This is a genomic window from Methylorubrum extorquens (assembly GCF_024169925.1).
GTDB lineage: Bacteria > Pseudomonadota > Alphaproteobacteria > Rhizobiales > Beijerinckiaceae > Methylobacterium > Methylobacterium extorquens_A.
Window position 1 is genome coordinate 2178450 of sequence record NZ_JALJXF010000001.1, and the last position, 23626, is coordinate 2202075.

Genomic DNA, 23626 nt, shown 5'->3' on the forward strand with positions numbered 1-23626 from the left:
AATCGAGCAGCAGTCTTGGCGCTGGCCCAGGGAGGACGGGCGGACATGGAGCCTGCCGCTTGAAACATTGAGGGTCAGCTTCGACGAGAGAGGGCTGGGGCCGTATCCACTCGCAGCGAGATGCGATCAGACTATCCGGTAGAAGCGATTGTCTCCATCCATGCGAAAATATTTTTTTGCCCCGACCCGCACCCGCATCTTTTCTTTGAGGACAGGTGCCGTGATCGGATCGTGCTGACCCTATGCATGCTCTCCTAAGAGCGACGGCAGCTGTGCGACGATCTCTTCCGCGGTCAGGCCATGCTCGGCAGGCAGCAGTTCGTGAGCAGCTCGCATGACTAGTGGTGCGAGTCTAACACTTGGTGCCCGCGCCTTGCGGCCTGGATGATGCGATCCGGGTCGGCGGTCCAGGTGAAGGGCTTGGGGTCGCCGTTGCTCTCGGCGATGAAGCGTTTGATGGCCGCCTGTACCTCGATCAGCGATCCGAACACGCCGCGTCGCAGGCGGCGTTTTGCGAGCTTGGCGAAGAAGCCCTCAACGGCGTTGAGCCACGAGGCTGAGGTCGGGGTGAAATGGAAGGTCCAGCGTGGGTGGCGATCGAGCCAGGCGCGGACCTTCGGGTGCTTGTGAACGGCATAGTTGTCCAGGATCGCGTGGACGATCTTGCCCGCCGGAACCGCCGCCTCGACCGCGTTGAGGAAACGGATGAACTCCTGATGCCGGTGGCGCTGCATGCAGCGGCCAATCACCTTGCCCTCCAGGATGTCCAGAGCGGCAAACAGGGTCGTCGTGCCGTGGCGCTTGTAGTCGTGGGTGCGCGTCGTCGGCTGGCCCGGCTTCATCGGCAACGGGGCCTGCGTGCGGGCGAGCGCTTGGATCTGGCTCTTCTCGTCGACCGAAAGCACGACGGCATGGGCGGGCGGATCGACGTAGAGCCCGACGACGTCACGCAATTTGGCAGCGAAGGCCGGGTCGGTAGAGAGCTTGAACTGCCGGACCCGGTGTGGCTGTAGGCCGTGCCTCCGCCAGATCCGCTGCACCGACGAAATGCTTATGGCTGTGACCTTGCTCATGGCGGCGGCCGTCCAATGCGTGGTCTCGCCGGGCGGATCTTCCTGCGTCAGAGCCACAACACGCGCCGCCACCTCCGGCCCCAGCGGCGGGATGCGCGCCGGCCGCGTCTTGTCTCGCAGGAGCCCTTCGACGCCCTCCTGCGCGAAGCGGTCCTGCCAGCGCCAGACCGCCGTCTTGGACACGGCCGCCTCACGCATGATCGCGTGCGTCCCGATCCCATCGGCGCTCAGCAGCACGATGCGAGCGCGCCAAACGTGCTTCTGCGGAGTGTTTCGATCCGCGACCAGGGCCTCTAGCCGAAGGCGATCCGAGGCGGAGAGCGTGAAAGAGATGTCACTGCGCATCCCACGAGACTCGCAGGACGGACTTCAAACCGGAACCCCGGACGGACTCAACCGTCAGGGCTGAACCACTAGGTCCCAGTAGGCCTCGGCCTTCAGCCTCCGGACTCGCCGTTCGAGCACGTCGATTTGTCGGCGAAGATCAGTGCTCTCCCTGTCCAAGCGGTCGGCGCGATCCCGAGCTTCCAAGGTAGCGCGCTCGCTCTCGGCGAGGCGGTGCTCGGCGGCGTCGGCAGCCGCGGCAAGCTCGATCACCAATCCTTCCGAGATCCTTTGCTGCTCCAGCACCTTCGCGCGATCGTTTTCCAGCGCTGCGTGTGCATCCACGCGGGCGACCTTCCACGCTTCGAGAGCGAAGGCATCAAGCAACCTCACAACGGATGTTGGGAGGTCCTCACGTCCCGGTCGCGCCCGATAGTTCCTTTCGACCTTCCAGTCACGCAGGATCGGCGCGATGTCACGGTACGAACCGCGGTCCTTCAAGCGGTCGCGCACGTTCGCCTGAGAGACCAGAAGGCCGTCCGCGAGCAGCAGGTCGGCGGTCCGATAAATCTCGTCTCGATCGGCCATCACTCTCTCCGTCACGGGGAGAAAAGCCGATCCGGGTAAATCCACCGTTTCAACCGCCGGACGGTATTGGTACTGGGTATCGATGTCCGATACCGTTACGCGCGGTTATCCTGGGCCAGCCGTGAGCGGCGGGCCATCGGTTTTGGACCTTGGTAAACGAGCTATCCACTACCGAAACCATCAGAAAAGGGGCTGAAGTCGTCCCGCGAGTTTCACGAGGGTTAGCTTTTTCTCGAAGGGACGAGACCGCATCGGAACGGATCGGATCGAACCGCGATCGATGGAAATCAATGGGTTGCGACTAGCCGATTTCCTCCGAGGGCTACGCCGATGCCCATTTGCCCGAAACCGCGTTCGAGGAGGTGAGCGACGACACCCTCGAAGCCTACGTCCGGCGCTTCAGGCGCGAGGTCGCGGTCAACTTCACGGATAGGTTCGCGCCGAGCATCGCCGTTGGCGACAGACGTGACGGTGTCATCGCCCTCCGCGTCTCGTTCGGTTGCGAAGCCGCGGACCGGGATCCGGAACCGAACGACGGGACATTCGTGGCCGCCAGCGTGATCTCCTACGACCGGGACGCCGGGATCGGCCTCATCAAGAAGACGTCCGCCCTCTTCGCCTGGATGTCAGACCAGGCCGTCGAGGATGCCGGCGCCCTCGTGAGGCTCGTGGCGGCGGACCGAGGATGAGCGACGACATCCGGCTCAATCCGTCGGCCGATGCATGGCTCAAGTTCATGGACGATGTGGTGCTTGCCATTAGGCTGGCCGTCCAAACGCTCAACACCCCGGAAGTGCGTGCGAGGGAGGAGAGGCGGCCGGGATGGTTCGGAGAGCCCCTGCAGAAGTACCGAGGCACCCGCCTGCCCGACGAGACGGCGGTCAGCAGGGCCATAATCGCGATGATGCGTAAGACCCGGGACCGTCAGTTCATCGCCGCGCCGCTCGTGGAGCCGGGAATCCCGGACCTCAAACGGATGGATTTCAACGTTGAGGTCGACAGGGCGGTGGAGGAGGAGACTGGCAACCAGTCAAAGCCCACCGACATCCAGATCGCGATCCACGCGGCCGGCATCGACCTGCGCATCGAAGCCAAGAAGCTGACGGTCGAGTCGGAAATCGAGAGCCAGTACCTGAGCAGGCATGGATTACTGCGGTTCGACAATGCCAAGGCCCCATACACCCTGGGGGCCTTCGGGTGCATGATCGCGTACGTGACCGACCGGGACACCCCTGCCTGGCAAGCGTCGATTGAGGCGGGCCTGCAAGCGAACCTACCCGGCGACCGGCTGACGACCACCTTGATCGCCGGTGAGGAGATCAGGACGACCAAACACGTCTTGGATGTGGACTTGGAAGTCTCCGAGGTGAAGGGTCACTTCCATGTGGACGTGATTCACATGGTATTCGAGTTCGAGGCCCGGCCATCACGGCGCGTCGCCGCGGCGAAATCGAGCGCCGCGAAGCCCGGAAAGCGGCGCGCGGCGAAGTCGCAAGCTGGCAGCGTTGAACGGGGCGCCGCACGGCGGGGCCGTAAAGCGGCGCCGACCTCGAAGGACGCGTAAGGAAACTCGCGCACGACCCACCGGTCTCATTGGTAGGATCCGGGATCCCTGTCTTAGAGTATGAATGGACGCTACCGAAAGCTTTGCAGGCGAGATGCGCTGCTCAACTTGCAGTCATTCACTGTAGCCAGCGCTGCAGACGGTCAACACCATATCAGGCGGCACGAGATGCGTGGGCACTACGCCGAGGCCGTCTGTCCATCGGCAGCCGCCGGGCCCGGCAAGACCGTGCTTGCCGGGATGGCGTAGAGATCCTTGAAATCTCGATGCTTCCTGAGTGCCCGCGGTCGGTAGGGTCCCGTGCCCGAACAGCTCGCCACATTCGACAAAGCGAAGCGCTCGGCCACCGTCGGATGCACCACTGCATCGGGTTTGATGTCGCGCCCGTTCGATAGCGCCTTCCAGTTCAGCCGACCGGTAAGGGGTCGCAGGATCTTCCACGCGCGCTGCTCGATAGTGTCGTGCATGCCCGCAATCTCGCAGTGCTGGACCCCATCGGCTTGCGGATGGCGGTGCAGCTTGTCCTCCTCCATTACCAGTGGGTGGGGAAGTGACCTCGCCTCCTGGACCATCCAGTCGAGAGCAATATCGGAGAGACGGGATTCGGCCTCCGGGTAGCTGCCGCCGATGTCGGAATGGTTGCCCGCGAACCAGACTTGGCGAAAGGTCTCGGGCTCGCCCGGCATCCGCTCCTGAGGCTTGCCGCCCCACGGGACCCGGTCGAAGTCTTCACGGGTCTCGTCGATCGCATTGGCCGACCGGGCAAAGCGCACGGAGCGGCTGAGGAGACGGTCGTAGTACCCGGCGCGCCAGACGGCGAAGTGCCAGTTCGGGATCCAGCGCTTCCATCCGGTCCGTTCGGGGTACCAGGTCGTCTTCAAATGGTCGGTCAGCCAGCGCCAGCCGGCGTAGAGGACCGCGGCGAAGCCGATCAGCAGGAAGGTCGGACGAAACGAAACCGCAGGTATCAGGCTCAGCAGCCCGGCAATCGCTGCGACTGCACCTACCCCGAGGAGGGCGAGCCCAGCCCCGATGGCGTAGCGCCGAAAGCCCCTGGCACCGAGAGCGGCGACGGTGTCGAAGACGCCAATGAAGTAGGGTGCGGCGTTGGAGTTTTCCGGATCGTCCGCGGCGTTCGAACCATACCGCTCACGGAAGCGACGAGCCTGCTCGAAGCGGTCGGCTTCGTAGAGCCCCCTCGCCTTTCCGGCCCCCTGTTCCAAGACCTTCGAGACCGCCTCCTCCGCGATGTCGCGGGTCTGTTTCCGGAAGCGTCGGAGAGGTCCCTTTGGGGTCTTGGTGGGAATCCCGCAGAGCATCAGGAGATTGGCGAGGCACCGCACCGTGTAGGCACCGCGGCTGAAGCCGACGAGGTAGATCCGGTCGCCGAGTCGGTAGTGATTCAGGATGAAGGCGTAGCAGTCGGCGACATTGACGGTGATGCCCTGCCCGGTGACGGAAGCCAGGAGCTTTTGCAGGAACCGCATCGGTGCCGTGAGGCCCGTGGCGCCAGCATCTGTTCCGAGACCCGGATCATAGAACGTGACCTGCGCGGTCGGATTGATCCCGGTCTCGGGTCCGACGCGGGCCGCCCGGTACATCTTGTAGACGTTGCTGACCCGCTGCTCCGGCCGGATGCCGCCGTCTTGGCCGGTCCCATCCGAGAAGATGACGATGTTCTTCGGCATGGCGCGCTCCGTGCCGCTCAGCGCCACTGCAACGGTTGCATCAGGAGTTCCCATAGGTACTCCCCGGCCCCCTCCTGCGTGAGTTTGCCCTCAGAATTGCCCCGGCCGATGTGAGGCATCCCACCAGCACGCAGAAACAGGCCCTGCTCATCGTTCTCGACCAACAGGTACTCGTTGCAGCTGTTGCTCGCAGCCTCGTCATTGGCTGACCAGCTAATCCCTCGTCCGAACATGCCGCCCCGCACGATCGAGCCGCGAGAGACGGCGGTCCCATCCCGGTAAACCGCGGCCGTGAAGCGGTTGCCGTCGATGCGGCGGAAGGCGGTATCAATGCCTTCGTTGCGCGCCTTCAGCTCTTGGAGCGAGTTCTCAAAGAAGCGGGCGAGGAACTCGAAGCTGTCGTCGAGGAACCGGTCGTGATCGACCTCCGTGAAGCTCTTGCGCAGGCGCAGGTTGCTCGACCGGGGGCCTTGCGGAGCCATTGGCGCCGGCTGCGCCGTGGTTAGGGCCGGCGCCCGAGCGGCCTCGGCCTTCGGGAGGGCTGCACGGATCTTCTGCGCGACATCGAGGAAGGCTTCGTCCAGATCGGGCCACGACCGGACCGGCTTGCCATCGCGCGGTGCAGCCAGAAGCTTGCCGAACGGCAGAGGATGCCAATCGCAGGCACGAAGGATGACAGGAATGACCTTGGCCTCGCCGCGCTCGTGGCGTTCCAGGGCCCGTGTCATCTCCACGCCGTAGCAATAGTCCGATGCGATGAAGTGGGGCGACACCAAGAGGAGGATCACGTCGGCCCGTTCGAGTTCGCCCCGCACGCCGCGGTCGAAATCGTCTCCGGCGATCAGCCGTCTGTCGTGCCACGCCTCGATCAGGCCCTGCCGCTTGAGGGCTGACAGGGCGATCTCAAGCCGGTCACGCAGTCCTTCGTCCACGTGCGAATAAGAGAAGAAGACGGTTGCCATGTCAGCCCCCTTCGTCCGGGAGGCTGGATCCCTGGACGGACATGTCGGGATGCAACGACGGTGTTCATAATTCGTTCCAGGTGCGCCTCGAAGGATCGCGTCTCCGCTCCTACCGACGGGCCCATCCATAAGCCTGCCTTCAGATGCGGATCGGCGGGCTGGAACGTCCCTCGCCTCAAGGACGGATCGTACGGAACTTTGGATATTTTTCGAGCGCCAGCGTGGGTCTAAAACGACCGGTGACGTGGGTCTAATTGGGTCTTATTCCTGGGTCTCAGATTTCCAAGCCCTTGCCACCCTTCGGTTTTCTTGCGCGAAGAAAACCTGGTGGAGCTGAGGGGAATCGAACCCCTGACCTCCGCAGTGCGATTGCGGCGCTCTCCCATCTGAGCTACAGCCCCGTCCGAGGCGAGGGCCTTGTAGGCTTGTCCGCTTCGGCCTGTCAATTCCGGAAATTTCCCGCCGCACCCGCGTCCCTCACGCCGGGTCTCCGTGCGGGGCGATGAGGACCGATACCCCCCGCATGAACGCCCTGCTCTGGCTCTTCAACACCATCATCCAGCTCTACATCTACGTCCTCGTTGCGAGCGCCGTGCTGAGCTGGCTCGTGGCCTTCAACGTGGTCAACGTGCGCAATCCGATCGTTTCGCAGATCGGCGAGTTCCTCTATCGCGTCACCGAGCCGGTGCTGCGGCCGATCCGTAACTTGCTGCCCAATCTCGGCGGCGTCGACATCTCGCCGATCATCCTGATCCTGCTGCTGCTGTTCGCCCAGAAGCTCGCCACCGACCTCTACGTCCAGCTCGCATTCTGAGCCCTACTCCGGCGCCCGTCCTCCCCCGGCACGAAGCGCGGCATTGCGCGGGCGCCGGGCTCGTTGCTAAGGCGGACGGGCATCGGTTCGGCCGAAAAGCCGATGCAATGTCAGAAGTTTAGGGCCTCGTCCTGAATACGGTATTCAAGACGGGGCCCCGCTCGGCCAGCAAGAGCCGCACAGGGAGCGACGCGCGCGCCATGAAGACCAATCCGGGCCGCTTCTTCGAGGATTTTCGCCTCGGGGAAACCATCCGCCATGCCACGCCGCGCACCGTCACCACGGGCGACGTGGCCCTCTACACCGCCCTCTACGGCCCGCGCTTCGCCGTGCAGTCCTCGGACGCCTTCGCCAAGGCGATCGGCTATCCGGCGAGCCCGCTCGACGACCTGCTCACCTTCCACGTCGTGTTCGGCAAGACCGTTCCGGACGTCTCGCTCAACGCGCTGGCCAATCTCGGCTACGCCGAGGGCGGCTTCCACCGCCCGGTCTATCCCGGCGAGACGCTCTCCACCGTCTCCGAGGTGATCGGCCTCAAGGAGAGCTCCAACCGCCAGACCGGCGTGGTCTACGTGCGCTCCACCGGCTCCGACGCCTCGGGCCGGACCGTCCTGAGCTATTGCCGCTGGGTGCTCGTGCGCAAGCGCGACCCGGAAGCCAGGATCGCCGAGGAGCACGTGCCGAGCCTCGCCAAGGTCGTGAACCCGGCCGACCTCGCCCACGCCCTGCCCCCGCTCGATCCGGCCGCCTACGACCTCGCGCTCGCCGGCAGCCCGCATCGCTTCGCGGATTACGCGGTCGGCGAGAAGATCGACCACGTCGATGGCATGACCGTCGAGGAAGCCGAGCACCAGATCGCCACGCGCCTGTTCCAGAACACCGCCAAGGTCCATTTCGACGCGGTGGCGACCAAGGAGACCAAGTTCGGCAAGCGCCTGATCTATGGCGGCCACGTCATCTCGCTCGCCCGCGCGCTCAGCTTCAACGGACTTGCCAACGCGTTCGCCATCGGCGGCATCAATGCCGGCCGCCACGTCGCCCCGCTGTTTGCCGGCGACACGGTCTACGCCTGGTCCGAGGTGCTGGAGACGGCCGAACTGCCCGGCCGCAGCGATATCGGCGCGTTGCGACTGCGCACGGTGGCGACCAAGAACCAGTCCTGCGGCGCCTATCCGGACAAGCAGGGCGAGGGGTACGACCCGTCGGTGATCCTCGATCTCGACTATTGGGCCTTCATTCCGCGCTGAAGCGTCGGCCCGTAACGGGCTGACACCTTTACGAAAAGAACCCGGTCACGGCCTGACGCAATGGGTTGGCCGGGTTCGATAGCAGGCGCAGCGCCATCGCGCAGGCGATGACGACGAGGAGCGGGCGGATCAGCCGGGCGCCGAGGCGCACGGCGAGCGCCGAGCCGACCTGGGCCCCGAGGAAGGCGCCAACCGCCATCGCGAGCCCCACGGGCCAGATCACCGCGCCCTGGAGCGAGAACAGGGCGAGGCTGCCGAGGTTGCTCGCGGCGTTCGACAGCTTGGTGTGGGCGGTGGCGCGCACCACGCCGAGGCCGAGCAGCGTCACGAAGCCGATCATGTAGAACGAGCCGGCGCCGGGCCCGAACACGCCGTCATAGAAGCCGATGGCGGGCGCGAGCGTGACGGCGAACAGGCCCGGCGTGATGCGCGCCGTCGCGTCCTCGTTGCTCATCCGCCTTGCCGTGGCGAAGTAGCCTGCAATCCCGACGAGCATGACGGGCACCAGCGCGTCGAGCACCGGGCGCGGCAGCAGGCTGACGCAGAGTGCCCCGCCCACCGAGGCGAGGCCGGCCCCGAGCGCGGCGGGCCCGGCCTCGCGCCAGCGGATCAGCCCGCGCCGGGCGAAGGCGATCGTGGCCGAGACCGAGCCGGCGCTGCCCTGGAGCTTGTTGGTGGCGATGGCGCTCACGGGGTCGAGCCCGGCGAGCAGCAGGGCCGGCAGGGTCATCAGCCCGCCGCCGCCGGCAATGGCATCGACGGCGCCCGCCACCACGGCCACGCCGAACAGGCCGGCGACCGTCTCAAGCTCGATACTCATCGGGGATCCCAAAGGGCTTCAAGCCCTTTGGCGGGTTGTCAGGGCAGAGCCCTGATCTCGGCGGAGCCGATGTGCAGGGCCCTGCCCTGCACCTTTGACAAGGACTCGTCCTTTCGAATCCATGATCACGACTGCCCTGTCCGGGCAAGCCTTCAGGCGGCGGCGCGCTCCGTGCGGGGCAGGCTCACGACGGCGCGGCTGCCGCGGCTCGCCCGCAGCGTTCCACCCTTCGGCACCACTTTCCAGCCCTCCTTGCAGCCGTCGATCGGCTCGGAGACGACGGTGAGGCCGCGCTCGCTCTCGCGGTAATAGAGGCTCGGCGGGCGCCCGTCGCAGGCCCAGCGGAAGGCGGTGAGGCTCTCGCCGTCGGTGAGCACGGCGGTGAAGCGGAAGGCTTCGGCGATGCGCGCCTCCTGCATCAGGCCGCGTACGGTGGCGCAGGTCGCCTCCATGGCGCCGACGGGATCCGCGTCGAGGCCGTTGGCCAGCGCCAGCAGGAACAGCGCCTCCGAATCGGTCGAGCCGCGGCGGGTGTCGTACAGCTCGTCGGGGATCATCGCCTCAAGGCGCCGCTTGATCCGATGATAGCCGCCGATCTGGCCGTTATGCATGAACAGGTGGCGGCCATGGGCGAAGGGGTGGCAGTTCGCCCGCGTCGTTGCCGTGCCGGTGGCCGCGCGCACATGGGCGAAGAAGGTCCGCGCCCGCACCTGACGGCAGAGATTCACGAGGTTCTCATCGGACCAGGCCGGGCAGATGTCGCGGTAGAGGCCGGGCTCGGCGTGTTCGCCGTACCAGCCGATCCCGAACCCGTCACCGTTGGTCTCGGTCTTCGCCTCGGAGGCGTGCAGCGACTGATGGACCAGCGAATGAGTCGGGGCGCAGACCAGCTCGTTCAGGAAGACCGGCTCACCGAGATAGGCGAGGAAGCGGCACATGGCGGGACGAGAGCCTCCTTTGCGGTCCGGGGCGAGCTATGCAAGCATCGGTCCGCTCGAACCGCTGCGTGTCGCCGGACTGTAACAATTCGTTCCGTGTGGTGAATAGTCCGTTAAGGGAGGGATCGATCGGAAGGGTTCGGGCCGGCACAATTTCGCTGAACCGATCATCCCCAAACTTGTTGTCGCAGGGCAAGCATCGTCGGCGCCGCCGATTCCGCCGCAGCGTGCCCATGGCCGGGCCGCCGCTTTCGAACCGCTCGCACAGTTTCAGGGAGACATCATGGCTCATTCCGGAGACAGCCCGGTCGCGCTCGTCGTCGAGGAGGACGAGGCTGCCCGTGACCTCGCGACCGTCCTGATCGAGGAGACGGACCTCGACGTCATCGCCTGTTCGAGTGCCGAGGACGCCTTGGCCGTGCTCGAACGCGGGGATGTGACCGTGGCGATGGTGATCGCCGACACGCGGCTCTCGGGCAAGATGGATGGGGCGGCGCTGGCGCGCGCGGTCGAGGATCGCTGGCCGGAGGTGCGGCTCGTGGTGACGTCCGGGGCGCGCGAGGAGCGCCGGACCGAGATCCCGCCGCACGCGGTCTACATGCGCAAGCCCTGGCTGCCGCTGGAGCTGCTGCGGCAGGCCGAGCGCGCCACCCTGACGGCCAAGGCCGCCTGACACTGGTCCTCTTGAGAATGAAAAAGCCCCGCCGGTCGAGCCGGCGGGGCTTTTTCGTATCGCGAGATTGCGGGCCGCGCGCGGCGGCCGGCGCGGATCAGGAGGCGGCGGGCGCCGGAGCGGCGGCGGGGGCCGCCGCGGGCTGCTGCGAGAAGCTCGGCATGCCGGGACGGCGCGGGGCGCCGGTACGGGGCTTCGGCTTCGGAGCGGCGATCAGGCCCTCGCGGATCGCGGTCTTGCGGGCCTGCTTGCGGGCGCGGCGGACAGCCTCGGCCTTCTCGCGCGCCTTGCGCACGGAGGGCTTCTCGTAGGCCTTGCGCTGCTTCATCTCGCGGAAGATGCCCTCGCGCTGCATCTTCTTCTTGAGGACGCGGAGCGCCTGATCGACGTTGTTATCGCGAACGAGTACCTGCAACGGAATCAACCCCTAGATTTGTCGTTTCGAACCGCACCGGCCCCGGATTCCCGGCCGAACCGGGAAAAAGCCGTCGGGCGCCCCTGTCTCCGGGCTGCATTCCGGAGGAGGCGTCGTGACGGCAGCCGAATCGGTGCGAAAGAATTGCACCTGAGCGCGCGGCATACACGAAACAGGTTCGTGTTGGAAGTGCGGGAAAGCCTCTTGCAAAGCCGCCGCCGCGCGGTTTCTCCCTATCCTGCCCCCGCGAAGCGAGGCCGAAGTCGCCCATGGCGTTATCCGATCCGGAAACGCGTGTCATGGCTGGCGCCGGCTTCGTCCCGTAAGGGCAGAGAGCCTCAGGCGTGCGAGGCGATGAAGTTGCGCACGAGCGGATAGGTCTGCGCCTCCCACTTGCGGCCCGAGAACACGCCGTAATGGCCCACGCCCGTCTGGAGATGGTGGCTCTTCATGTGCGGCGGTAGGCCCGAGCAGAGATCGTGGGCGGCCATGGTCTGGCCCACCGCGCAGATGTCGTCGCGTTCGCCTTCCACCGTCATCAGGGCGGTGCGCCGGATCGCACCCATGTCGATGGGCTCGCCGCGATAGGTGAGCTGGTTGCGGGCCAGGGTGTAGTCCTGGAAGACGATCTTGACCGTCTCGAGGTAGAACTCGGCGGCGAGGTCGAGGACGGCGAAATACTCGTCGTAGAAGGTCTCGATCGCCTGCGCCTTGTCGGCGCTGCCGTCGACGTAGTGCCAGAACAGGTCCGTATGCGCGTCCCTGTGGCGCTTGGCATTCATCGAGACGAAGGCGGAGACCTGCGTGAAGCCGGGATAGACCCGCCGCCCCGCTCCCTTGTGGCGGCCGGTCACCGTCTCGATCAGGTTCTTCTCGAACCACTCGATCGGCTTCGAGGTGGCGAGCTGGTTCACCGAGGTCGGGCTGACGCGGCAATCGACCGGTCCGGCCATCAGGGTCATACTGCGCGGCTGCGCCGGGTTCTTGGTGTGCGCCATCAGCGCCGTGGCGGCGAGCGCCTGCACCGCGGGCTGGCACACGGCCATGAGGTGGGCGCCCTCGCCGATGGTCTCCAGAAAGCGCACCACGTGATCGACGTAGTCGTCGAAGCCGAAACGCCCCTCCGAGAGGGGCACGTCGCGGGCGTTGTGCCAGTCGGTGATGTAGACGTCGTGGTCGGGCAGCAGCGTGCGCACGGTGCCGCGCAGCAGCGTGGCGAAGTGGCCCGAGAGGGGGGCGAGCACGAGCACCTTGGGCTGGACGGTGTCGATATCCTTGCGGAAGCGGAGCAGGGTGCCGAAGGGCGTGGCGAGCACCGGCTCCTCGATCACCGGCACCTCGCGGTTGCCGACCATGACGGAGTGGATGCCGTAGGCCGGCCGCGCGAAGGTGAGGCCGGCACGCATCATCATGCGCGCGCCCGCCGACCACCATTTCGCGGCGTCGTGCCAGGGCGTCCGCATCCACGGCGCGGAGGCCTCCTGCACGAGGCGGCCCCATTGGCGGGTCTGCCGGGCGATGTCCGATTGGACATCGAAGGCTTGGTAGAGCATCGGGCCAAACTCCAAGCGCGCAAGGTGCCTGCACGCATCCATCTCTTGCGAACGTCCCGAACGGCCCGGATTCGCCCGCTTCGCATCCCGCATCGCCGCTGCCGCCCCCCGCGCGATGATGCCGAACGAAGCAGGCTAAGCGGTTCTGGATTGGGCGCAACCGATCAAAAGTATATATCGCGTCCCTGTGGTCTGGATGCATCACCTTGCATAAGGGCGCGCGGGAGAAGAATTCTATTGCCGGAAAGGCGGGCGGCAGACCCCGACATCCGGCATGAGTCTTGCGCGGAAAACCTCGGATGCCAGATCCGGAGCAGCAGGCTCGGACGGCGCGCATCCGGGGAGAGAGCCATGGCCGAGGCGACGCTCACGATCTCCAGCCGCAACTACTCATCCTGGTCCCTGCGCGGCTGGCTGCTGTGCCGGATGGCCGGGCTCGATCTCTCGGTGGAGGTGCTGTCCGGTTCGGACGCCTCGACGCGAGCCGAACTTCTCCACCTCTCGCCGTCCTTCCTCGTGCCGCGGCTGGAGCACGGCGCGATCGTGGTGTGGGATGTGCTCGCCATCGCCGAATATCTCAACGAGATCCGTCCGGAAGCCGGCCTCCTGCCCGAGGTGCCCGCCGAGCGCGCGCGCTGCCGCGCGGTGTCGGGCGAGATGCATGGCGGCTTCGTCAACCTGCGCTCGGCGCTGCCGATGAACCTGCGCAGCCTCCATCGCGGCTTCAAGGTCTTCAACGGGGCCAAGGGCGACATCGAGCGGATCTGCGCGATCTTCGAGGATTGCCTGTCGCGCTCGGGCGGGCCCTACCTGTTCGGCGCGCGGCCGACCCTGGCGGATGCGATGTATGCCCCGGTCTGCACCCGCTTTCGCACCTACGACGTCGTCCTCCCCTTCACCTCCGCCACCTACCGCGACACGATTCTCGCCTGGGACCTGATGAACGAGTGGGCGGCGCTCGCCGAGAGCGAGCCCGAAGAGATCGAAGAACTCGACATGGAGTTTTAGAGCATCGTCCTGGATGCCGGATCCAGGACGATGCTTTAGCTTTTTGTTTTTGCATCATCCCGAAAGCCGGAAGCCACCTTTCGGGATGATGCTCTAGAACCTGAGGGACCCGTCTCGGGCGCGGCAAACAATGCTCCGCGTAAAAGTTCGGATCGCTGCGATCCTGGGACGCCTGATTTCTCGCTCGACCCGGCGTGAGGCCGCGTTCCAAGGGCGGCTCAGCCCCGAACGGGCGGCCGAGATCGCGGTGGCGGCGGCAGCGGAAGCGGGTTTCCCGGACACAATCGGCGTCGCATCGCCCATACGGACGGAGTCGGGTCTCTTCTGGGATGTCTGCCAGTTGAGCCGCGGCAGCGGCTGGCGCGTGGTGGTGGACGACGCCACGGGCCAGCCGGGTGCGGTCGGGCGCTGGGGCCTCCGGTGAGGGGGCCGGAGAACGGTCGGAGCCGGGCCCGAAAGCCGGCACGTGCGGTGACGACCACTCGGGCGACTCGACCAGACCGCTTCATACCAAATCCGTTCGATCCCTTCGGGATGGCGGATTTGGGCTTCGGCGGGATCCCATCGCGCTGGCGCGATGGGTACCCTCCTCAAGCGCCGCGCGGGCTGGCTGATCCGGTCCCCGCTTGGATCAAGCGGAAACCGGATCAGGCGTCGAAATCCATGACGAGGCTCGTTGCCGTGCGGTTTCCGCTCGACGTGCCGGTGGCGCCGTAACCGGAGCCGCTGGCGAGGTTCGCCTGGAGCTGGGAGAGGAAGTCGGAGAGCAGCCGGCTCGCGGCGGCGTTCGCGTCGCTGCCGTCCGAGGCGGTTCCGCTGCTCGAACGGCTGCCCGAACCGCCGGACGCGGCATCCATGGGCGGGGGGCCGCCCGGGCCTCCGACACCACCCGGGCCGCCGCCCGCCGCGTCGCCCTTGCCCTCGCTCGCGAACAGCGAGGTCAGGGTGTCGGCCTGCGCGCTGGTGAGGCTGCCGGCGCTGACCTGATCGGCGATGAGCCCTTCGATCTTCTCCTTCATCGCCGCGGGGTCGGGGCGCGACGCGCGGGCTGACCCGGTCGATGAGGACGTCGAGCCCGTCGCATCGGACGATAGACTGGTGTCGATGGAGTCGAGGGCAGTGGTCAGCGCCGTGGCATCGGTCGCGCTGATCGAGCCGGTGGAGACGCCCTGCTGGATCCGGTCGTCGATGCGCGAGCGGCCTCCGCCTCCGGGCGGCGGGGGCGGCGGACGCATCGCTTGCGTGGTGGTGGACGAGATCGAGGTCATGGCGGGCCCTTCCGACGCAGTTTGCGGGCAAATTGCCCACGCGATCAGGAAGGGCGCGTTTGCTTAACGAGGCCTTGCCGCCGGGCGGCGGAAACATTTCCGGATGTTTCCGGAGCCCCACCCGGCAACGTCGAGCCGCATCTTTGCGGGCGAAGTCTTTGCGGGCGAGGTCACGCCGCCTTGGCGGGGCCCGCCTCCCGGGAGCGTCCGGCGGCGAGCGGTAGGTCGATACGGGCGCAGAACCCGCCGCCGGTGCGGTTCTCCAAGGTCAGGCGCCCGCCATGGCCCTCGACGATGGCGAGTACGATCGACAGGCCGAGGCCGAAGCCGCTCGCGGAGTCGAGGTTGCGGGCGCGGTCGCCGCGCACGAAGGGCTGGAGCATGGCGCTGCGCTCGGCGTCGGGAATGCCGGGGCCGCTATCGATCACCTCCACCGCCACGCCGGGATGGTCGCTCGATCCCGCCGGGCCCATGACGATGCGGGCGCTGCCGCCATACTTCACGGCGTTGTCGACGAGGTTGGTGATCGCCCGCTGGAGGTCGTCGGGGCGACCGCGCACGAGGACGTGGCGGGTCCGTTCCAGGCTCACCGCCGCGCCGATGTCGCTGAACCCGTCGCAGACCGTCTGCACCACCGAGGCGAGGTCGATCAGCGTGGTCTGGCCCTCGCCCGGCGCCCCCTGCCCGTCCCGGACATAGGAGAGCGCGGATTCCACGAGCCCGTTCATCTGGTCGAGGTCGCGCAGGGTCATCTCGCGGGCGCGCTCGTCCTCGATGAACTCGGCGCGCAGCCGCAGGCGGGTGATCGGCGTGCGCAGGTCGTGGCTGATCGCCGCCAGCATCTGCGTGCGGTCGTCGAGCAGGCGCAGCAGGCGGGTGCGCATCCGGTCGAGGGCGCGGGCGAGCGCCAGCACCTCCTCCGGGCCGCGCTTGGGCAGGGGCGGTGGCTCCTCCGCCGTGCCGAAGGCTTCCGCCGCCGCGGCAAGGCCGGCAAGCGGCGCGGTGAGCGCCCGCGTCGCCCAGAACGAGAGCAGCGTGAGGCTGACTCCGAGGAAGACGAAGGTGAAGATGATCGGCCCCTGCGCCGGCGGACGGGGAAAATCGTCGGGCAGAACCGCCCGCAGCCGGGCGCCGGCCGGCGTCGTGATGCCGATCTGAAGAAGGCCGGTCTTGCCCCGGTCGTGACCGGGGGAGAGGTCGGTCACCGGCAGGGCCCGCCCGAAGCCGTCGCGCAGGCGCTCGATTAGGGGATGCTGGCCGATTCCGTCCTCCGTGCTCTCCTGCCCCGTGCTCCCCTCGCCCGTGTTCCCCTGCCCCGCCGGTGGCGCGGCGCCGTCCCACGGCGCGATGCGCAGGGTCGGCAGGCCGCGCGCCGCCGCTCGGAGGATTCCGTCGCGCTCGCCCGGCTCGGCGGCATCGAGCAGCCGCGCGACGGTGGAGAGCCGGGTCGCGGCGACGCCGGGCCGCTCGTCCGGCCGCCACGGCTCGCGCAGGGCCAGCAGCGTGACCGCCGCGAGCACGTGCGCGGCGAGCAGAGCTGCGACGACGAGGAGCGCGATCTGCCCGGCGGCCTTCTTCGGACGAGGCCAAAGCAGCCACGGCCGGGTTTGCGATGGTGCTGGGGCAGCAGCCGGCGGCTCCGCCGTAGTTCGCATCGGACTCATGAGCGGCCGATCTCCGGCGCGAACAGGTAGCCGCCCGAGCGGATCGTGCGGATGATCTCGGGGTTGCGCGGATCGCGTTCGAGCTTCTGGCGAAGCCGGGAGACCAGGACGTCGATGCTGCGCTCGAACGGCCCCGCCGCCCGCCCCTGCGTCAGGTCGAGGAGCTGGTCGCGGGAGAGGACGCGCCCCGGCCGCAGGCACAGCGCGTGGAGGAGATCGAACTCGGCCCCCGTGACGGCGATGCGCGCGCCCTCCGGGCTCAAGACCTGCCGGAGGCCGACATCGAGGGTCCAGCCCGAGAAGTGGAAGCGGCGCGCGCCGTCCCCGTCCTGCGGCTCGGCGCCCTTGCGCCGCAGGATCGCCCGGATGCGCGCCAGCAATTCGCGGGGGTTGAACGGTTTGCCGAGATAGTCGTCGGCGCCGATCTCCAGCCCGACGATCCGGTCGATCTCCTCGGATTTCGCCGTGAGCATCAGGATCGGCACCTGCGATGCGGCCCTGAGGCGCCGGCACAGGCTCAGGCCGTCCTCGCCCGGCAGCATCAGGTCGAGGACGATGAGATCGACCCGCGCATCGGCCAGCACCCTGTCCATCTCGCGCCCGTCGCCCGCCAGACTCACGCGGCACTCGTTGGCGCGCAGGTAGCGCGCGACGAGCGCGCTGATCTCGCGGTCGTCCTCGACGACGAGGATGTGGGGGGTCGGCAGGTTGGTGGTGGTCATGACGGCATCCGTCTTAACCTCGCGCGCCGCCTGCCCGAAAGTATGGCCGCCGGCGAAGATTGTAACCGCGGGTTTCCGCAGCTGGCCCCGATACCTGCGGCAACAATCCGGAGCGGATTTCCGCTCCCCGCACGCCGCGGCGGCCGCAAGCGTTTCGTCGGCGCCCCTCGATTGCCCTGCTGGCCTGCGATTCTTATGTCGGTGGCATGTGCTCGACAGGTCCGGGCGCCGGAGGAAATCCCCATGCAAGGCTCGAACCGCCTTTTCGACGATGTCGCCCGCCTGTTCACCGACGCCACCGGAGCGGCCCAAGGGGTGCGCCGCGAGGCGGAAACGATGGTCAAGGGCCAGATCGAGCGCCTGATCCGCGACATGGATGTCGCCACGCGCGAGGAAGTGGACGTGCTGCGCGACCTCGTCGCGGCGCTCCGCAGCCAGAACGACGCGCTCGCCGCCCGGGTGAACGCGCTGGAGGCTCGGCTCGGCGCCGAGGCGGGGGGCGCCGGCAGTACGGAAGCGGTCTGATCCGGTCCCCGCTTGAATCAGGCGGGCATTGGATCGCCAAGCCCGCGCGGCGCCTGAGGAGGGGACCCATCGCGCCAGCGCGACGGGATCCCGCCGAAGCCCAAATCCGCCATCCCGAAAGGATCGACCGGATTTGGGAAGAGCGGGCAGCCCGGACTCACCCTCGCGGGAATGCGCGCATCCGGATTTCTTTGCACAGGAAGCATCGGTGGATAGCCGCGTTGCCCACCGCTGATGCCGGGGCGACGCTTTGAAGCCCGCGGGGCGTGCGGGCTATAAACGATCCGAAGTTGATTCGCCCCGGCGGAAAGGTGGAACCAAACCCTGGGGCGGCGAAATCTGGATTGAACCCCTCCGCAGGACGGAGATCGACGGGCGTTGCCTCGATTCCCGTCACGGCCCTGCTTTGCCCGCCGGCCCGATCGAGCCTCTCGACCGGGCCGACAACTTGGATCGCCATGACCCAGCTTAGCCTCATCGAAGACAGCGACCGGCCGGAGCACCCGCTCGATGTCGTCGAGCGCCTCGCCTCGCTGCGCGACTGGATCTTCGATCGCATCGAGACCGACGAGATGTCGGTCTCCGTCTCGGGCCGCTGGGCCGAGTATCACGTCGCCTTCACCTGGATCGAGGAAGTCGAGTCGCTGCACGTGGCCGCCGCCTTCGACCTCAAGGTGCCGGAGCGGCGCCGGGCCGAGATTCTGCGCCTCGTGGCACTCGTGAACGAGCAGCTCTGGATCGGCCATTTCGATCTGTGGTCGTCCGACAGCGTGGTGATGTTCCGCCATTCGCTGCTGCTCACCGACGGCATCGCGCCGACGCAGGGGCAGTGTGCGATGATGATGAAGACCGCCGCCGACGCCTGCGAACGCTACTATCAGGCCTTCCAGTTCGTGCTCTGGGCCGGCAAGAGCGCCCGCGAGGCCCTCGACGCGGTGCTGTTCGAGACCGAGGGCGAGGCATAACCGCCGCGAGATCAAGAGTGATGACACCGGACCACGCCCCGCTCGCCTTCCCCACGCCCCTGGTTCTGGCCGGCGCCGGCAAGATGGGGGCGGCGCTGCTGCGCGGCTGGCTCGCGGGTGGCCTCGACCCCGCCGCCGTGACCGTGGTCGATCCGCAGCCCTCCGCGGAGATCGCGATGCTCTGCGCCGAACGGGCCTTGCGACTCAACCCCGAGGCCGCCGCCCCGGCCGGAGCGTTGGTGCTCGGCATCAAGCCGCAGGTTCTCGACGCGGCGGCTCCGGCGCTGGGGGGCTGGATCGGCCCGGACACCCTCGTCGTCTCGATCCTGGCCGGCAAGACCGTCGCCGACCTCAAGCGCCGCCTGCCGACCGCCCGCGCCGTGGTGCGCGCCATGCCCAACCTACCCGCCAGCATCGGGCGGGGCGCGACCGGTGCCGTCGGCAGCCCGGAGGTCGGGCCGCAGGCGCGGGCCGGCGCGGAGGCGCTGCTCGCCCGTTCTGGCCTCGTGGCGTGGCTCGACGACGAAGCGCTGATCGACGCCGTAACCGCGGTCTCGGGCTCCGGTCCGGCCTACGTCTTCCTGCTGGCGGAAGCGCTCGCGGAAGCCGGCATGGCGGCGGGCCTGCCGCCCGATCTGTCGGCGCAACTCGCCCGCGCCACCGTCGCGGGCGCCGGTGCCCTGCTCGACGCCGAGGCCCGCGAGGCCGGGCAATTGCGCCGGGACGTGACCTCGCCCGGCGGGACCACCGCGGCGGCGCTCGCCGTGCTGATGCGCGAGGGGGCGCTGCCCGATCTGATGCGGGAGGCGGTCGAGGCGGCGCGGCGGCGGGCGGGCGAATTGTCCGGCTGAGAGGCCCAGCGGTTTCAAGCGCGCGGCTCCGACCCTACATGAGACGTGAACCGAATGCGGAGCACGGATCATGGAAACGGCCCCCGAGCCCAATACCGGCGGCAAGCCCGAGACCGGCAGCAATCCTAAAGCCGGCGGGCCATCCGGTTCGTCGAACTCCGAGACGGCGCACAAGCCCAACCCGCGCGAGGCGGCGGTCGAGGCGTTGATGCGGCTCGCGGCCGAGCAGCCCTGGAACGACATCGAGGTCGGCGACATCGCTCGGGAAGCGAACCTGAGCCTCGCGGAATTGCGCGACCTGTTCCCCTCGAAGGGCGCCGTGCTCGGCGGGTTGTCGCGGATCATCGACCGCAAGGTGCTGGAGGTCGACACCGCCGACCTCGCCGACGAGCCGGCCCGCGAGCGCCTGTTCGACGTGCTGATGCGCCGGCTCGATGCGATGACGCCCTACAAGCCGGCCCTGCGCCGCATCGCCTTCGCGCTGCGCGGCGATGTCCTGTCCATGCTGGCGCTCAACGGGGTGGCTCTGAACTCCCACCGCTACATGCTGGCCGCCGCCGGCATCGACACGGAGGGGCCGCTCGGCCGGCTCAAGCTTCAGGGCACCGTGATCGCCTTCGCCCGCACCGTCGAGGTCTGGCTCGATGACGACGACCCGGCGCTCGCCCGTACCATGGCCAAGCTCGACCGCGAGATCCGCCGCGGCGAGACCATCATGGAACGCGCCGACGACGCCCGCCGCCTCACCGCGCCCCTGCGCGCACTCGGCCGGGCCGTTCTGGAGCGCCGCCCTCGCCGCGACCGGACGGAACCGCCCGCGGGTGATGGCGAGGATCGCGACCCGGCTGCGGCAATCTGAGCGCAGAATTCCGAGTGGGAGGGTTCAGGGTCGGAGCGCGTTTGCCGGCCCGATCACGGAACGATGATCCGAAGCACCGACTCTCAAGTCGGTGCGTAACCCTTGCTGAGAAGGCCAGCTTAACGGGTTCGTCGCGCGATCATGCTTCGTTTGAGGCGAGTATCAGTGGGATGGCTTTCCCATGCATTCGAAGCATAAAAATGTGCGGCAATCGTCGTGGAGAAGGTTTTTGCTTCTCCCTTCTGGGGATTGTCTTAGACATCGGCATGTTGATCGGGCCAGGGACTAATCCCGAGGAATATGTGCTGCATTGGGATTGGTCGAAGGTCGTTACGGCCACTGTAACAGCTTCGATGCTGGGGGTTGTCGTCGGTGTGCTCGAAGCCCGACGCTGGTTGAAAGGGTACTGGGAAACGGTCCGCACATTGGCGGCCGAGGGCAAAAATCCGTCTGCCCTGTTGTATCCGGCTCAACCGGGTGCACGGCAGCCGTTCTGGCGGTGAAGGTCTTGCTGATCTTTCGTGGCTCTCGATAGCTGCGCCCTGCAACAGGCTCAGCCGACATCGCTCGGCACGGAGGTGTCGAGCTACCGCGAAGGGGTCGACAAACCGCCGGAGACACCACTCTTGTCTTGGGATTTTTACCGATCCCACCCCTTCAAGTCACAGAGGGTCATGAAGTCGTGGATCGTGATCAACTCGGCATCAAGCAGAGCCAGGGCTTCATCACGGCTCTTGATCGCATCGGCGTTCATGGATTGCGCCTTTTCAGTGTCTCGTTTCAGGAACGATAGGCTAAAGCTTTCGTTCCGCCTGCCGGAAGAGACACTGAAGAGGCATTTCGCGTGCCATTGGAGGCATGGCCTCTGAACGGTTTCGAGGTGCTCCGCTCCGGAGCTCGGCATTCGAGCGATGTGCCGCGTTCTTGGGCCTGCCTCAGCCCCCATCAGGTCAGCGGACACGGGAGACGAGGGTTCGATGCGTCCTCGCGTTGAACCGCTCCGGTCTTCGGTGAGTGCGGTCCGCTGGGGCTTCCTGTTCCTGTCGTGTCGCTGTCCGAAAGCCGGTTGCCCCCTTTTCGGGACGATGGTCAGCCCTCCCGTCCGCCGCCCATCGTCGCCTGCATCCGCGAGAGCTGAGCGATGTGCCGCTGGATCAGCGGGAGCGCGCCGGCCGCGATGCGGCGCAGGGCCGGGTCGTCGCCGGATTGCGCGTAGGAGCCGTGGATCTGGTAGGCCTCTTGATGGCCCTGGAGCGAGGCGTTGACGAACATCGCGTCGTATTCGGGGCCGGGCTGCATCCCGGAAAGCTGCGACAGGATCGAAGCCTTCTGCTCGTCCGTCGTCATACCCCCGGGACCGCGCTCGCCGGGTACACCCAAGACGCCGCCGACCGCGCCGACGGTCGCCCCCGCGACGCCGCCCGCGACCGCCAGCGGCGCCTCGACCAAGCCGCCGACGAGGCCGCCCGGACCGGCGGGCGGACCCGCCATCGGCGCTCCCGCACCCACATACGGGTCGAGTTTGCGGGCGAGGTTGACCTGCTCGGTCACCTCGGCCCGGCTGAAGACCTTGAGGCGCGGATTGCGAGTCTTGGCGTGGGCCTCGCGCGCCGTGTTTTCAAGGAACAGGCCGCCCTTCGTCGCCATGGCGAGGTAGACGGGTGCCGGCATGGCACCGGCCGGCGCCGGTTGCGCCAGGGCGGTACGGGTGACGGCCAGGGCCGCCGTCGCCGTCAACACGGTCGTCAGAAAATCGCGCCGTTGCATGGTCTCGGATCTCCCGGTCTGGATACGACAGCCGGGCGCCGATGTTCTTGGGCGGTGCCGGGGTCTGACGGGCGAAACCTTCGCGAAATCAGCAATGTTCCTGCTGTTTCAGGGATGTCTTCAAACGAAGACGCTTGGGCGATCCGGGTCGGGTTTGCCGCCGGGATTCAGGGGCCGATCGAGGGGCGCAAACGGGCCATGCAATACACGTCGGCGAAGATGCCGTTGCGGAACGAGGCGGCCTTGTGCGTCCCTTCGATGGTGAAGCCGAACTTTTCGTAGAGGGCGATGGCGCGGGTGTTGTCGGTGAAGACCGTCATCTCGATCCGCGAAATATTGATCCAGTTGTCGGCGGTATCGATCACCGCGGCGAGAAGCCGCGAACCGATGCCGTGCCCGGCGAAATCCTCATGGACGGCGATCCAGAACTCCGCCGCGTGGGCGCGCCGGCCGTAGAAGGGGCGCAGGGCCGCTGCCCCGACCACGTGGTCGTCCACCTGTGCGGCGAGGTGCAGATCCCGCGGCGAGCGGGGCTCCGCCCACTTCTTCACGGCCTCGAACGACTCATAGGGGAGAGCCAGCGTTCCGAAACGGAAGGCGGGTTGGTTGTAGATCTCGAACAGATCCGGCGCGTCCGCCTCACGCATGGCCCGTATCGTCACATCCATACCGGTCCTCGTCTCACCCATTCCGGTCCTCGCTCCGTGTGAAGAGGGCATGATCGCGTCGAGAGCCGGTTCGGCCGGTCCGTTCTGGCAACGATGACGAACCCCATGCCGAGGCGCTGCTTGGGCAGCCTCGAAGTACGCCGCGACGTTGATCCTGGCCGCCGATGCCGTGAAATCGATCGTTCCGGCGTGCTAGGCCGAAGCAACGCCGCCGTGCCGTCTTGTGGATGGTTCCTCAATGCGAAGCGCGTCTTGGTCCTGTCGGATCCTAGAGCATCGTCCTGGATATCGGATCCAAGATGGTGCTCTAGGCTTTTGTTTTCGCATCATCTTTTTCCGAAGGCCGGCAACCAGATTTCCGGATGATGCTCTCGTCACGTCCAGTCGAAGCGCAGCGTTTCGCGGAAGGCGAAGCGCTCGATGTGGCGCACGACCACGTCGCGCAGGTCGGGCAGGCTCGCCGCGTCGGGCGCCGTCAGGCCGACCGTCAGGGTCTCGGCGCTGGCACTCAGCCGCGTCTCGCCGAGCGGCAGCGCGATCCGGGCATCGGTCGGGCTGAACTCGGTCTCGAACCGGTGGGCCCAGTGCTTGCAGAGCTGCTGGAGGTAGCGGCTGGCATGCGGGGTGCTGACGACGGCGCGGCTCTCGGGCATGTCGGTCTCCTGGCTGT

Annotated in this window: 26 protein-coding genes and 1 tRNA gene; 12 read left to right on the top strand and 15 right to left on the bottom strand. The window is 67.3% G+C overall.

The genetic code is table 11. The features are described 5' to 3' along the window. Nucleotides 1-338: 338 nt before the first annotated feature. Both J2W78_RS10225 and J2W78_RS10230 read right to left on the bottom strand, forming a co-directional pair. Nucleotides 339-1418, bottom strand: coding sequence for an IS630 family transposase (locus tag J2W78_RS10225; protein WP_253368020.1), 1080 nt, complete (start codon nucleotides 1416-1418; stop codon nucleotides 339-341). A 54-nt stretch (nucleotides 1419-1472) separates the two neighbouring features. Further along, nucleotides 1473-1985 (bottom strand): DNA-binding protein, encoded by a 513-nt coding sequence (locus J2W78_RS10230; RefSeq protein ID WP_253370269.1) that lies wholly within the window; start codon nucleotides 1983-1985, stop codon nucleotides 1473-1475. A 338-nt stretch (nucleotides 1986-2323) separates the two neighbouring features. On the opposite strand from J2W78_RS10230, the gene J2W78_RS10235 reads away from it, so the two are divergent. Together J2W78_RS10235 and J2W78_RS10240 are read left to right on the top strand one after the other, a co-directional pair. After that, nucleotides 2324-2674, top strand: a complete 351-nt coding sequence (locus J2W78_RS10235; RefSeq protein WP_253370270.1) for a hypothetical protein — start codon at nucleotides 2324-2326, stop codon at nucleotides 2672-2674. Further along, nucleotides 2671-3549 (top strand): hypothetical protein, encoded by an 879-nt coding sequence (locus J2W78_RS10240; protein WP_253370271.1) that lies wholly within the window; start codon nucleotides 2671-2673, stop codon nucleotides 3547-3549. The genes J2W78_RS10235 and J2W78_RS10240 overlap by 4 nt, the downstream gene beginning before the upstream one ends. 179 nt (nucleotides 3550-3728) lie before the next feature. Here J2W78_RS10240 and J2W78_RS10245 read toward each other — a convergent pair whose 3' ends face one another. The 3 genes from J2W78_RS10245 to J2W78_RS10255 form a co-directional block, all read right to left on the bottom strand. Next, nucleotides 3729-5237, bottom strand: a complete 1509-nt coding sequence (locus J2W78_RS10245) for a DUF2235 domain-containing protein (protein WP_253370272.1) — start codon at nucleotides 5235-5237, stop codon at nucleotides 3729-3731. A gap of 17 nt (nucleotides 5238-5254) precedes the next feature. Next, nucleotides 5255-6199: a toll/interleukin-1 receptor domain-containing protein gene (locus J2W78_RS10250; protein ID WP_253370273.1), complete on the bottom strand. Its 945-nt coding sequence runs from the start codon at nucleotides 6197-6199 to the stop codon at nucleotides 5255-5257. Nucleotides 6200-6524: 325 nt separating this feature from the next. Continuing rightward, a tRNA-Ala gene (locus J2W78_RS10255) sits at nucleotides 6525-6600 on the bottom strand. A 122-nt stretch (nucleotides 6601-6722) separates the two neighbouring features. Between J2W78_RS10255 and J2W78_RS10260 the strand changes: the two genes are divergently transcribed. Continuing rightward, nucleotides 6723-7013 carry a YggT family protein gene (locus J2W78_RS10260; RefSeq protein WP_003604312.1) on the top strand — a complete coding sequence of 97 codons (291 nt, stop codon included), beginning with the start codon at nucleotides 6723-6725 and terminating at the stop codon, nucleotides 7011-7013. 200 nt (nucleotides 7014-7213) lie between these two features. Next, on the top strand, nucleotides 7214-8260 hold the full coding sequence (locus J2W78_RS10265; protein WP_253370274.1) for a MaoC family dehydratase: 1047 nt from the start codon (nucleotides 7214-7216) through the stop codon (nucleotides 8258-8260). A gap of 28 nt (nucleotides 8261-8288) precedes the next feature. On the opposite strand, the gene J2W78_RS10270 is transcribed toward J2W78_RS10265, so the two are convergent. After that, nucleotides 8289-9080, bottom strand: coding sequence for a TSUP family transporter (locus J2W78_RS10270; protein WP_253370275.1), 792 nt, complete (start codon nucleotides 9078-9080; stop codon nucleotides 8289-8291). Between the two features lie 152 nt (nucleotides 9081-9232). Continuing rightward, on the bottom strand, nucleotides 9233-10018 hold the full coding sequence (locus J2W78_RS10275; RefSeq protein WP_253370276.1) for a class II glutamine amidotransferase: 786 nt from the start codon (nucleotides 10016-10018) through the stop codon (nucleotides 9233-9235). Between the two features lie 283 nt (nucleotides 10019-10301). Between J2W78_RS10275 and J2W78_RS10280 the strand changes: the two genes are divergently transcribed. After that, on the top strand, nucleotides 10302-10691 hold the full coding sequence (locus J2W78_RS10280) for a response regulator (RefSeq protein WP_003604303.1): 390 nt from the start codon (nucleotides 10302-10304) through the stop codon (nucleotides 10689-10691). A 97-nt stretch (nucleotides 10692-10788) separates the two neighbouring features. Here J2W78_RS10280 and rpsU read toward each other — a convergent pair whose 3' ends face one another. Both rpsU and J2W78_RS10290 read right to left on the bottom strand, forming a co-directional pair. Then, nucleotides 10789-11106, bottom strand: coding sequence for a 30S ribosomal protein S21 (gene rpsU / locus J2W78_RS10285; RefSeq protein ID WP_012254978.1), 318 nt, complete (start codon nucleotides 11104-11106; stop codon nucleotides 10789-10791). A gap of 338 nt (nucleotides 11107-11444) precedes the next feature. Further along, nucleotides 11445-12659 carry a polyhydroxyalkanoate depolymerase gene (locus J2W78_RS10290; protein ID WP_253370277.1) on the bottom strand — a complete coding sequence of 405 codons (1215 nt, stop codon included), beginning with the start codon at nucleotides 12657-12659 and terminating at the stop codon, nucleotides 11445-11447. A gap of 351 nt (nucleotides 12660-13010) precedes the next feature. Between J2W78_RS10290 and J2W78_RS10295 the strand changes: the two genes are divergently transcribed. Both J2W78_RS10295 and J2W78_RS10300 read left to right on the top strand, forming a co-directional pair. Next, complete coding sequence (locus J2W78_RS10295) at nucleotides 13011-13667, top strand: glutathione S-transferase family protein (RefSeq protein ID WP_253370278.1); 657 nt, start codon at nucleotides 13011-13013, stop codon at nucleotides 13665-13667. A gap of 130 nt (nucleotides 13668-13797) precedes the next feature. Further along, entirely contained in the window at nucleotides 13798-14091 is a 294-nt protein-coding gene (locus tag J2W78_RS10300) for a hypothetical protein (RefSeq protein ID WP_253370279.1), read from the top strand. A gap of 223 nt (nucleotides 14092-14314) precedes the next feature. Here J2W78_RS10300 and J2W78_RS10305 read toward each other — a convergent pair whose 3' ends face one another. The 3 genes from J2W78_RS10305 to J2W78_RS10315 all read right to left on the bottom strand — a co-directional run bounded on the left by J2W78_RS10305 (nucleotide 14315) and on the right by J2W78_RS10315 (nucleotide 17321). Further along, nucleotides 14315-14935, bottom strand: a complete 621-nt coding sequence (locus J2W78_RS10305; protein ID WP_253370280.1) for a hypothetical protein — start codon at nucleotides 14933-14935, stop codon at nucleotides 14315-14317. A 170-nt stretch (nucleotides 14936-15105) separates the two neighbouring features. After that, the gene (locus J2W78_RS10310) at nucleotides 15106-16599 is read right to left on the bottom strand and encodes an ATP-binding protein (RefSeq protein WP_253370281.1); all 1494 of its coding nucleotides are present in this window, start codon (nucleotides 16597-16599) and stop codon (nucleotides 15106-15108) included. Then, entirely contained in the window at nucleotides 16596-17321 is a 726-nt protein-coding gene (locus J2W78_RS10315; protein ID WP_253370282.1) for a response regulator, read from the bottom strand. The genes J2W78_RS10310 and J2W78_RS10315 overlap by 4 nt, the downstream gene beginning before the upstream one ends. 243 nt (nucleotides 17322-17564) lie before the next feature. On the opposite strand from J2W78_RS10315, the gene J2W78_RS10320 reads away from it, so the two are divergent. From J2W78_RS10320 to J2W78_RS10340, 5 genes are all read left to right on the top strand, one after another. Next, on the top strand, nucleotides 17565-17846 hold the full coding sequence (locus J2W78_RS10320) for an accessory factor UbiK family protein (protein ID WP_253370284.1): 282 nt from the start codon (nucleotides 17565-17567) through the stop codon (nucleotides 17844-17846). A gap of 458 nt (nucleotides 17847-18304) precedes the next feature. Next, the gene (locus J2W78_RS10325) at nucleotides 18305-18811 is read left to right on the top strand and encodes a YbjN domain-containing protein (protein WP_253370286.1); all 507 of its coding nucleotides are present in this window, start codon (nucleotides 18305-18307) and stop codon (nucleotides 18809-18811) included. Nucleotides 18812-18831: 20 nt separating this feature from the next. Continuing rightward, nucleotides 18832-19662, top strand: a complete 831-nt coding sequence (gene proC / locus J2W78_RS10330; protein ID WP_253370288.1) for a pyrroline-5-carboxylate reductase — start codon at nucleotides 18832-18834, stop codon at nucleotides 19660-19662. A 70-nt stretch (nucleotides 19663-19732) separates the two neighbouring features. After that, complete coding sequence (locus J2W78_RS10335; protein ID WP_253370289.1) at nucleotides 19733-20521, top strand: TetR/AcrR family transcriptional regulator; 789 nt, start codon at nucleotides 19733-19735, stop codon at nucleotides 20519-20521. A gap of 200 nt (nucleotides 20522-20721) precedes the next feature. After that, entirely contained in the window at nucleotides 20722-21024 is a 303-nt protein-coding gene (locus J2W78_RS10340; RefSeq protein WP_253370292.1) for a hypothetical protein, read from the top strand. Nucleotides 21025-21610: 586 nt separating this feature from the next. Here the strand turns inward: J2W78_RS10340 and J2W78_RS10345 are convergent. The 3 genes from J2W78_RS10345 to J2W78_RS10355 all read right to left on the bottom strand — a co-directional run bounded on the left by J2W78_RS10345 (nucleotide 21611) and on the right by J2W78_RS10355 (nucleotide 23609). Next, complete coding sequence (locus J2W78_RS10345) at nucleotides 21611-22288, bottom strand: DUF4142 domain-containing protein (protein ID WP_253370293.1); 678 nt, start codon at nucleotides 22286-22288, stop codon at nucleotides 21611-21613. Between the two features lie 167 nt (nucleotides 22289-22455). Then, nucleotides 22456-22956: a GNAT family N-acetyltransferase gene (locus J2W78_RS10350; RefSeq protein WP_253370295.1), complete on the bottom strand. Its 501-nt coding sequence runs from the start codon at nucleotides 22954-22956 to the stop codon at nucleotides 22456-22458. Between the two features lie 374 nt (nucleotides 22957-23330). Continuing rightward, nucleotides 23331-23609, bottom strand: a complete 279-nt coding sequence (locus tag J2W78_RS10355) for a DUF2218 domain-containing protein (RefSeq protein WP_253370297.1) — start codon at nucleotides 23607-23609, stop codon at nucleotides 23331-23333. Nucleotides 23610-23626: the final 17 nt, after the last annotated feature.

Excerpts from the sequence above, each read along its gene's own strand:
- J2W78_RS10225 (WP_253368020.1), bottom strand. The coding sequence starts at position 1,418 with ATGCGCAGTGACATCTCTTTCACGCTCTCCGCCTCGGATCGCCTTCGG.
- J2W78_RS10230 (WP_253370269.1), bottom strand. The coding sequence starts at position 1,985 with ATGGCCGATCGAGACGAGATTTATCGGACCGCCGACCTGCTGCTCGCG.
- J2W78_RS10240 (WP_253370271.1), top strand. The coding sequence starts at position 2,671 with ATGAGCGACGACATCCGGCTCAATCCGTCGGCCGATGCATGGCTCAAG.
- J2W78_RS10245 (WP_253370272.1), bottom strand. The coding sequence starts at position 5,237 with ATGCCGAAGAACATCGTCATCTTCTCGGATGGGACCGGCCAAGACGGC.
- J2W78_RS10250 (WP_253370273.1), bottom strand. The coding sequence starts at position 6,199 with ATGGCAACCGTCTTCTTCTCTTATTCGCACGTGGACGAAGGACTGCGT.
- J2W78_RS10260 (WP_003604312.1), top strand. The coding sequence starts at position 6,723 with ATGAACGCCCTGCTCTGGCTCTTCAACACCATCATCCAGCTCTACATC.
- J2W78_RS10265 (WP_253370274.1), top strand. The coding sequence starts at position 7,214 with ATGAAGACCAATCCGGGCCGCTTCTTCGAGGATTTTCGCCTCGGGGAA.
- J2W78_RS10270 (WP_253370275.1), bottom strand. The coding sequence starts at position 9,080 with ATGAGTATCGAGCTTGAGACGGTCGCCGGCCTGTTCGGCGTGGCCGTG.
- J2W78_RS10275 (WP_253370276.1), bottom strand. The coding sequence starts at position 10,018 with ATGTGCCGCTTCCTCGCCTATCTCGGTGAGCCGGTCTTCCTGAACGAG.
- J2W78_RS10280 (WP_003604303.1), top strand. The coding sequence starts at position 10,302 with ATGGCTCATTCCGGAGACAGCCCGGTCGCGCTCGTCGTCGAGGAGGAC.
- J2W78_RS10290 (WP_253370277.1), bottom strand. The coding sequence starts at position 12,659 with ATGCTCTACCAAGCCTTCGATGTCCAATCGGACATCGCCCGGCAGACC.
- J2W78_RS10295 (WP_253370278.1), top strand. The coding sequence starts at position 13,011 with ATGGCCGAGGCGACGCTCACGATCTCCAGCCGCAACTACTCATCCTGG.
- J2W78_RS10300 (WP_253370279.1), top strand. The coding sequence starts at position 13,798 with ATGCTCCGCGTAAAAGTTCGGATCGCTGCGATCCTGGGACGCCTGATT.
- J2W78_RS10305 (WP_253370280.1), bottom strand. The coding sequence starts at position 14,935 with ATGACCTCGATCTCGTCCACCACCACGCAAGCGATGCGTCCGCCGCCC.
- J2W78_RS10310 (WP_253370281.1), bottom strand. The coding sequence starts at position 16,599 with ATGAGTCCGATGCGAACTACGGCGGAGCCGCCGGCTGCTGCCCCAGCA.
- J2W78_RS10315 (WP_253370282.1), bottom strand. The coding sequence starts at position 17,321 with ATGACCACCACCAACCTGCCGACCCCCCACATCCTCGTCGTCGAGGAC.
- J2W78_RS10320 (WP_253370284.1), top strand. The coding sequence starts at position 17,565 with ATGCAAGGCTCGAACCGCCTTTTCGACGATGTCGCCCGCCTGTTCACC.
- J2W78_RS10325 (WP_253370286.1), top strand. The coding sequence starts at position 18,305 with ATGACCCAGCTTAGCCTCATCGAAGACAGCGACCGGCCGGAGCACCCG.
- proC (WP_253370288.1), top strand. The coding sequence starts at position 18,832 with ATGACACCGGACCACGCCCCGCTCGCCTTCCCCACGCCCCTGGTTCTG.
- J2W78_RS10335 (WP_253370289.1), top strand. The coding sequence starts at position 19,733 with ATGGAAACGGCCCCCGAGCCCAATACCGGCGGCAAGCCCGAGACCGGC.
- J2W78_RS10340 (WP_253370292.1), top strand. The coding sequence starts at position 20,722 with ATGTGCGGCAATCGTCGTGGAGAAGGTTTTTGCTTCTCCCTTCTGGGG.
- J2W78_RS10345 (WP_253370293.1), bottom strand. The coding sequence starts at position 22,288 with ATGCAACGGCGCGATTTTCTGACGACCGTGTTGACGGCGACGGCGGCC.
- J2W78_RS10350 (WP_253370295.1), bottom strand. The coding sequence starts at position 22,956 with ATGGATGTGACGATACGGGCCATGCGTGAGGCGGACGCGCCGGATCTG.
- J2W78_RS10355 (WP_253370297.1), bottom strand. The coding sequence starts at position 23,609 with ATGCCCGAGAGCCGCGCCGTCGTCAGCACCCCGCATGCCAGCCGCTAC.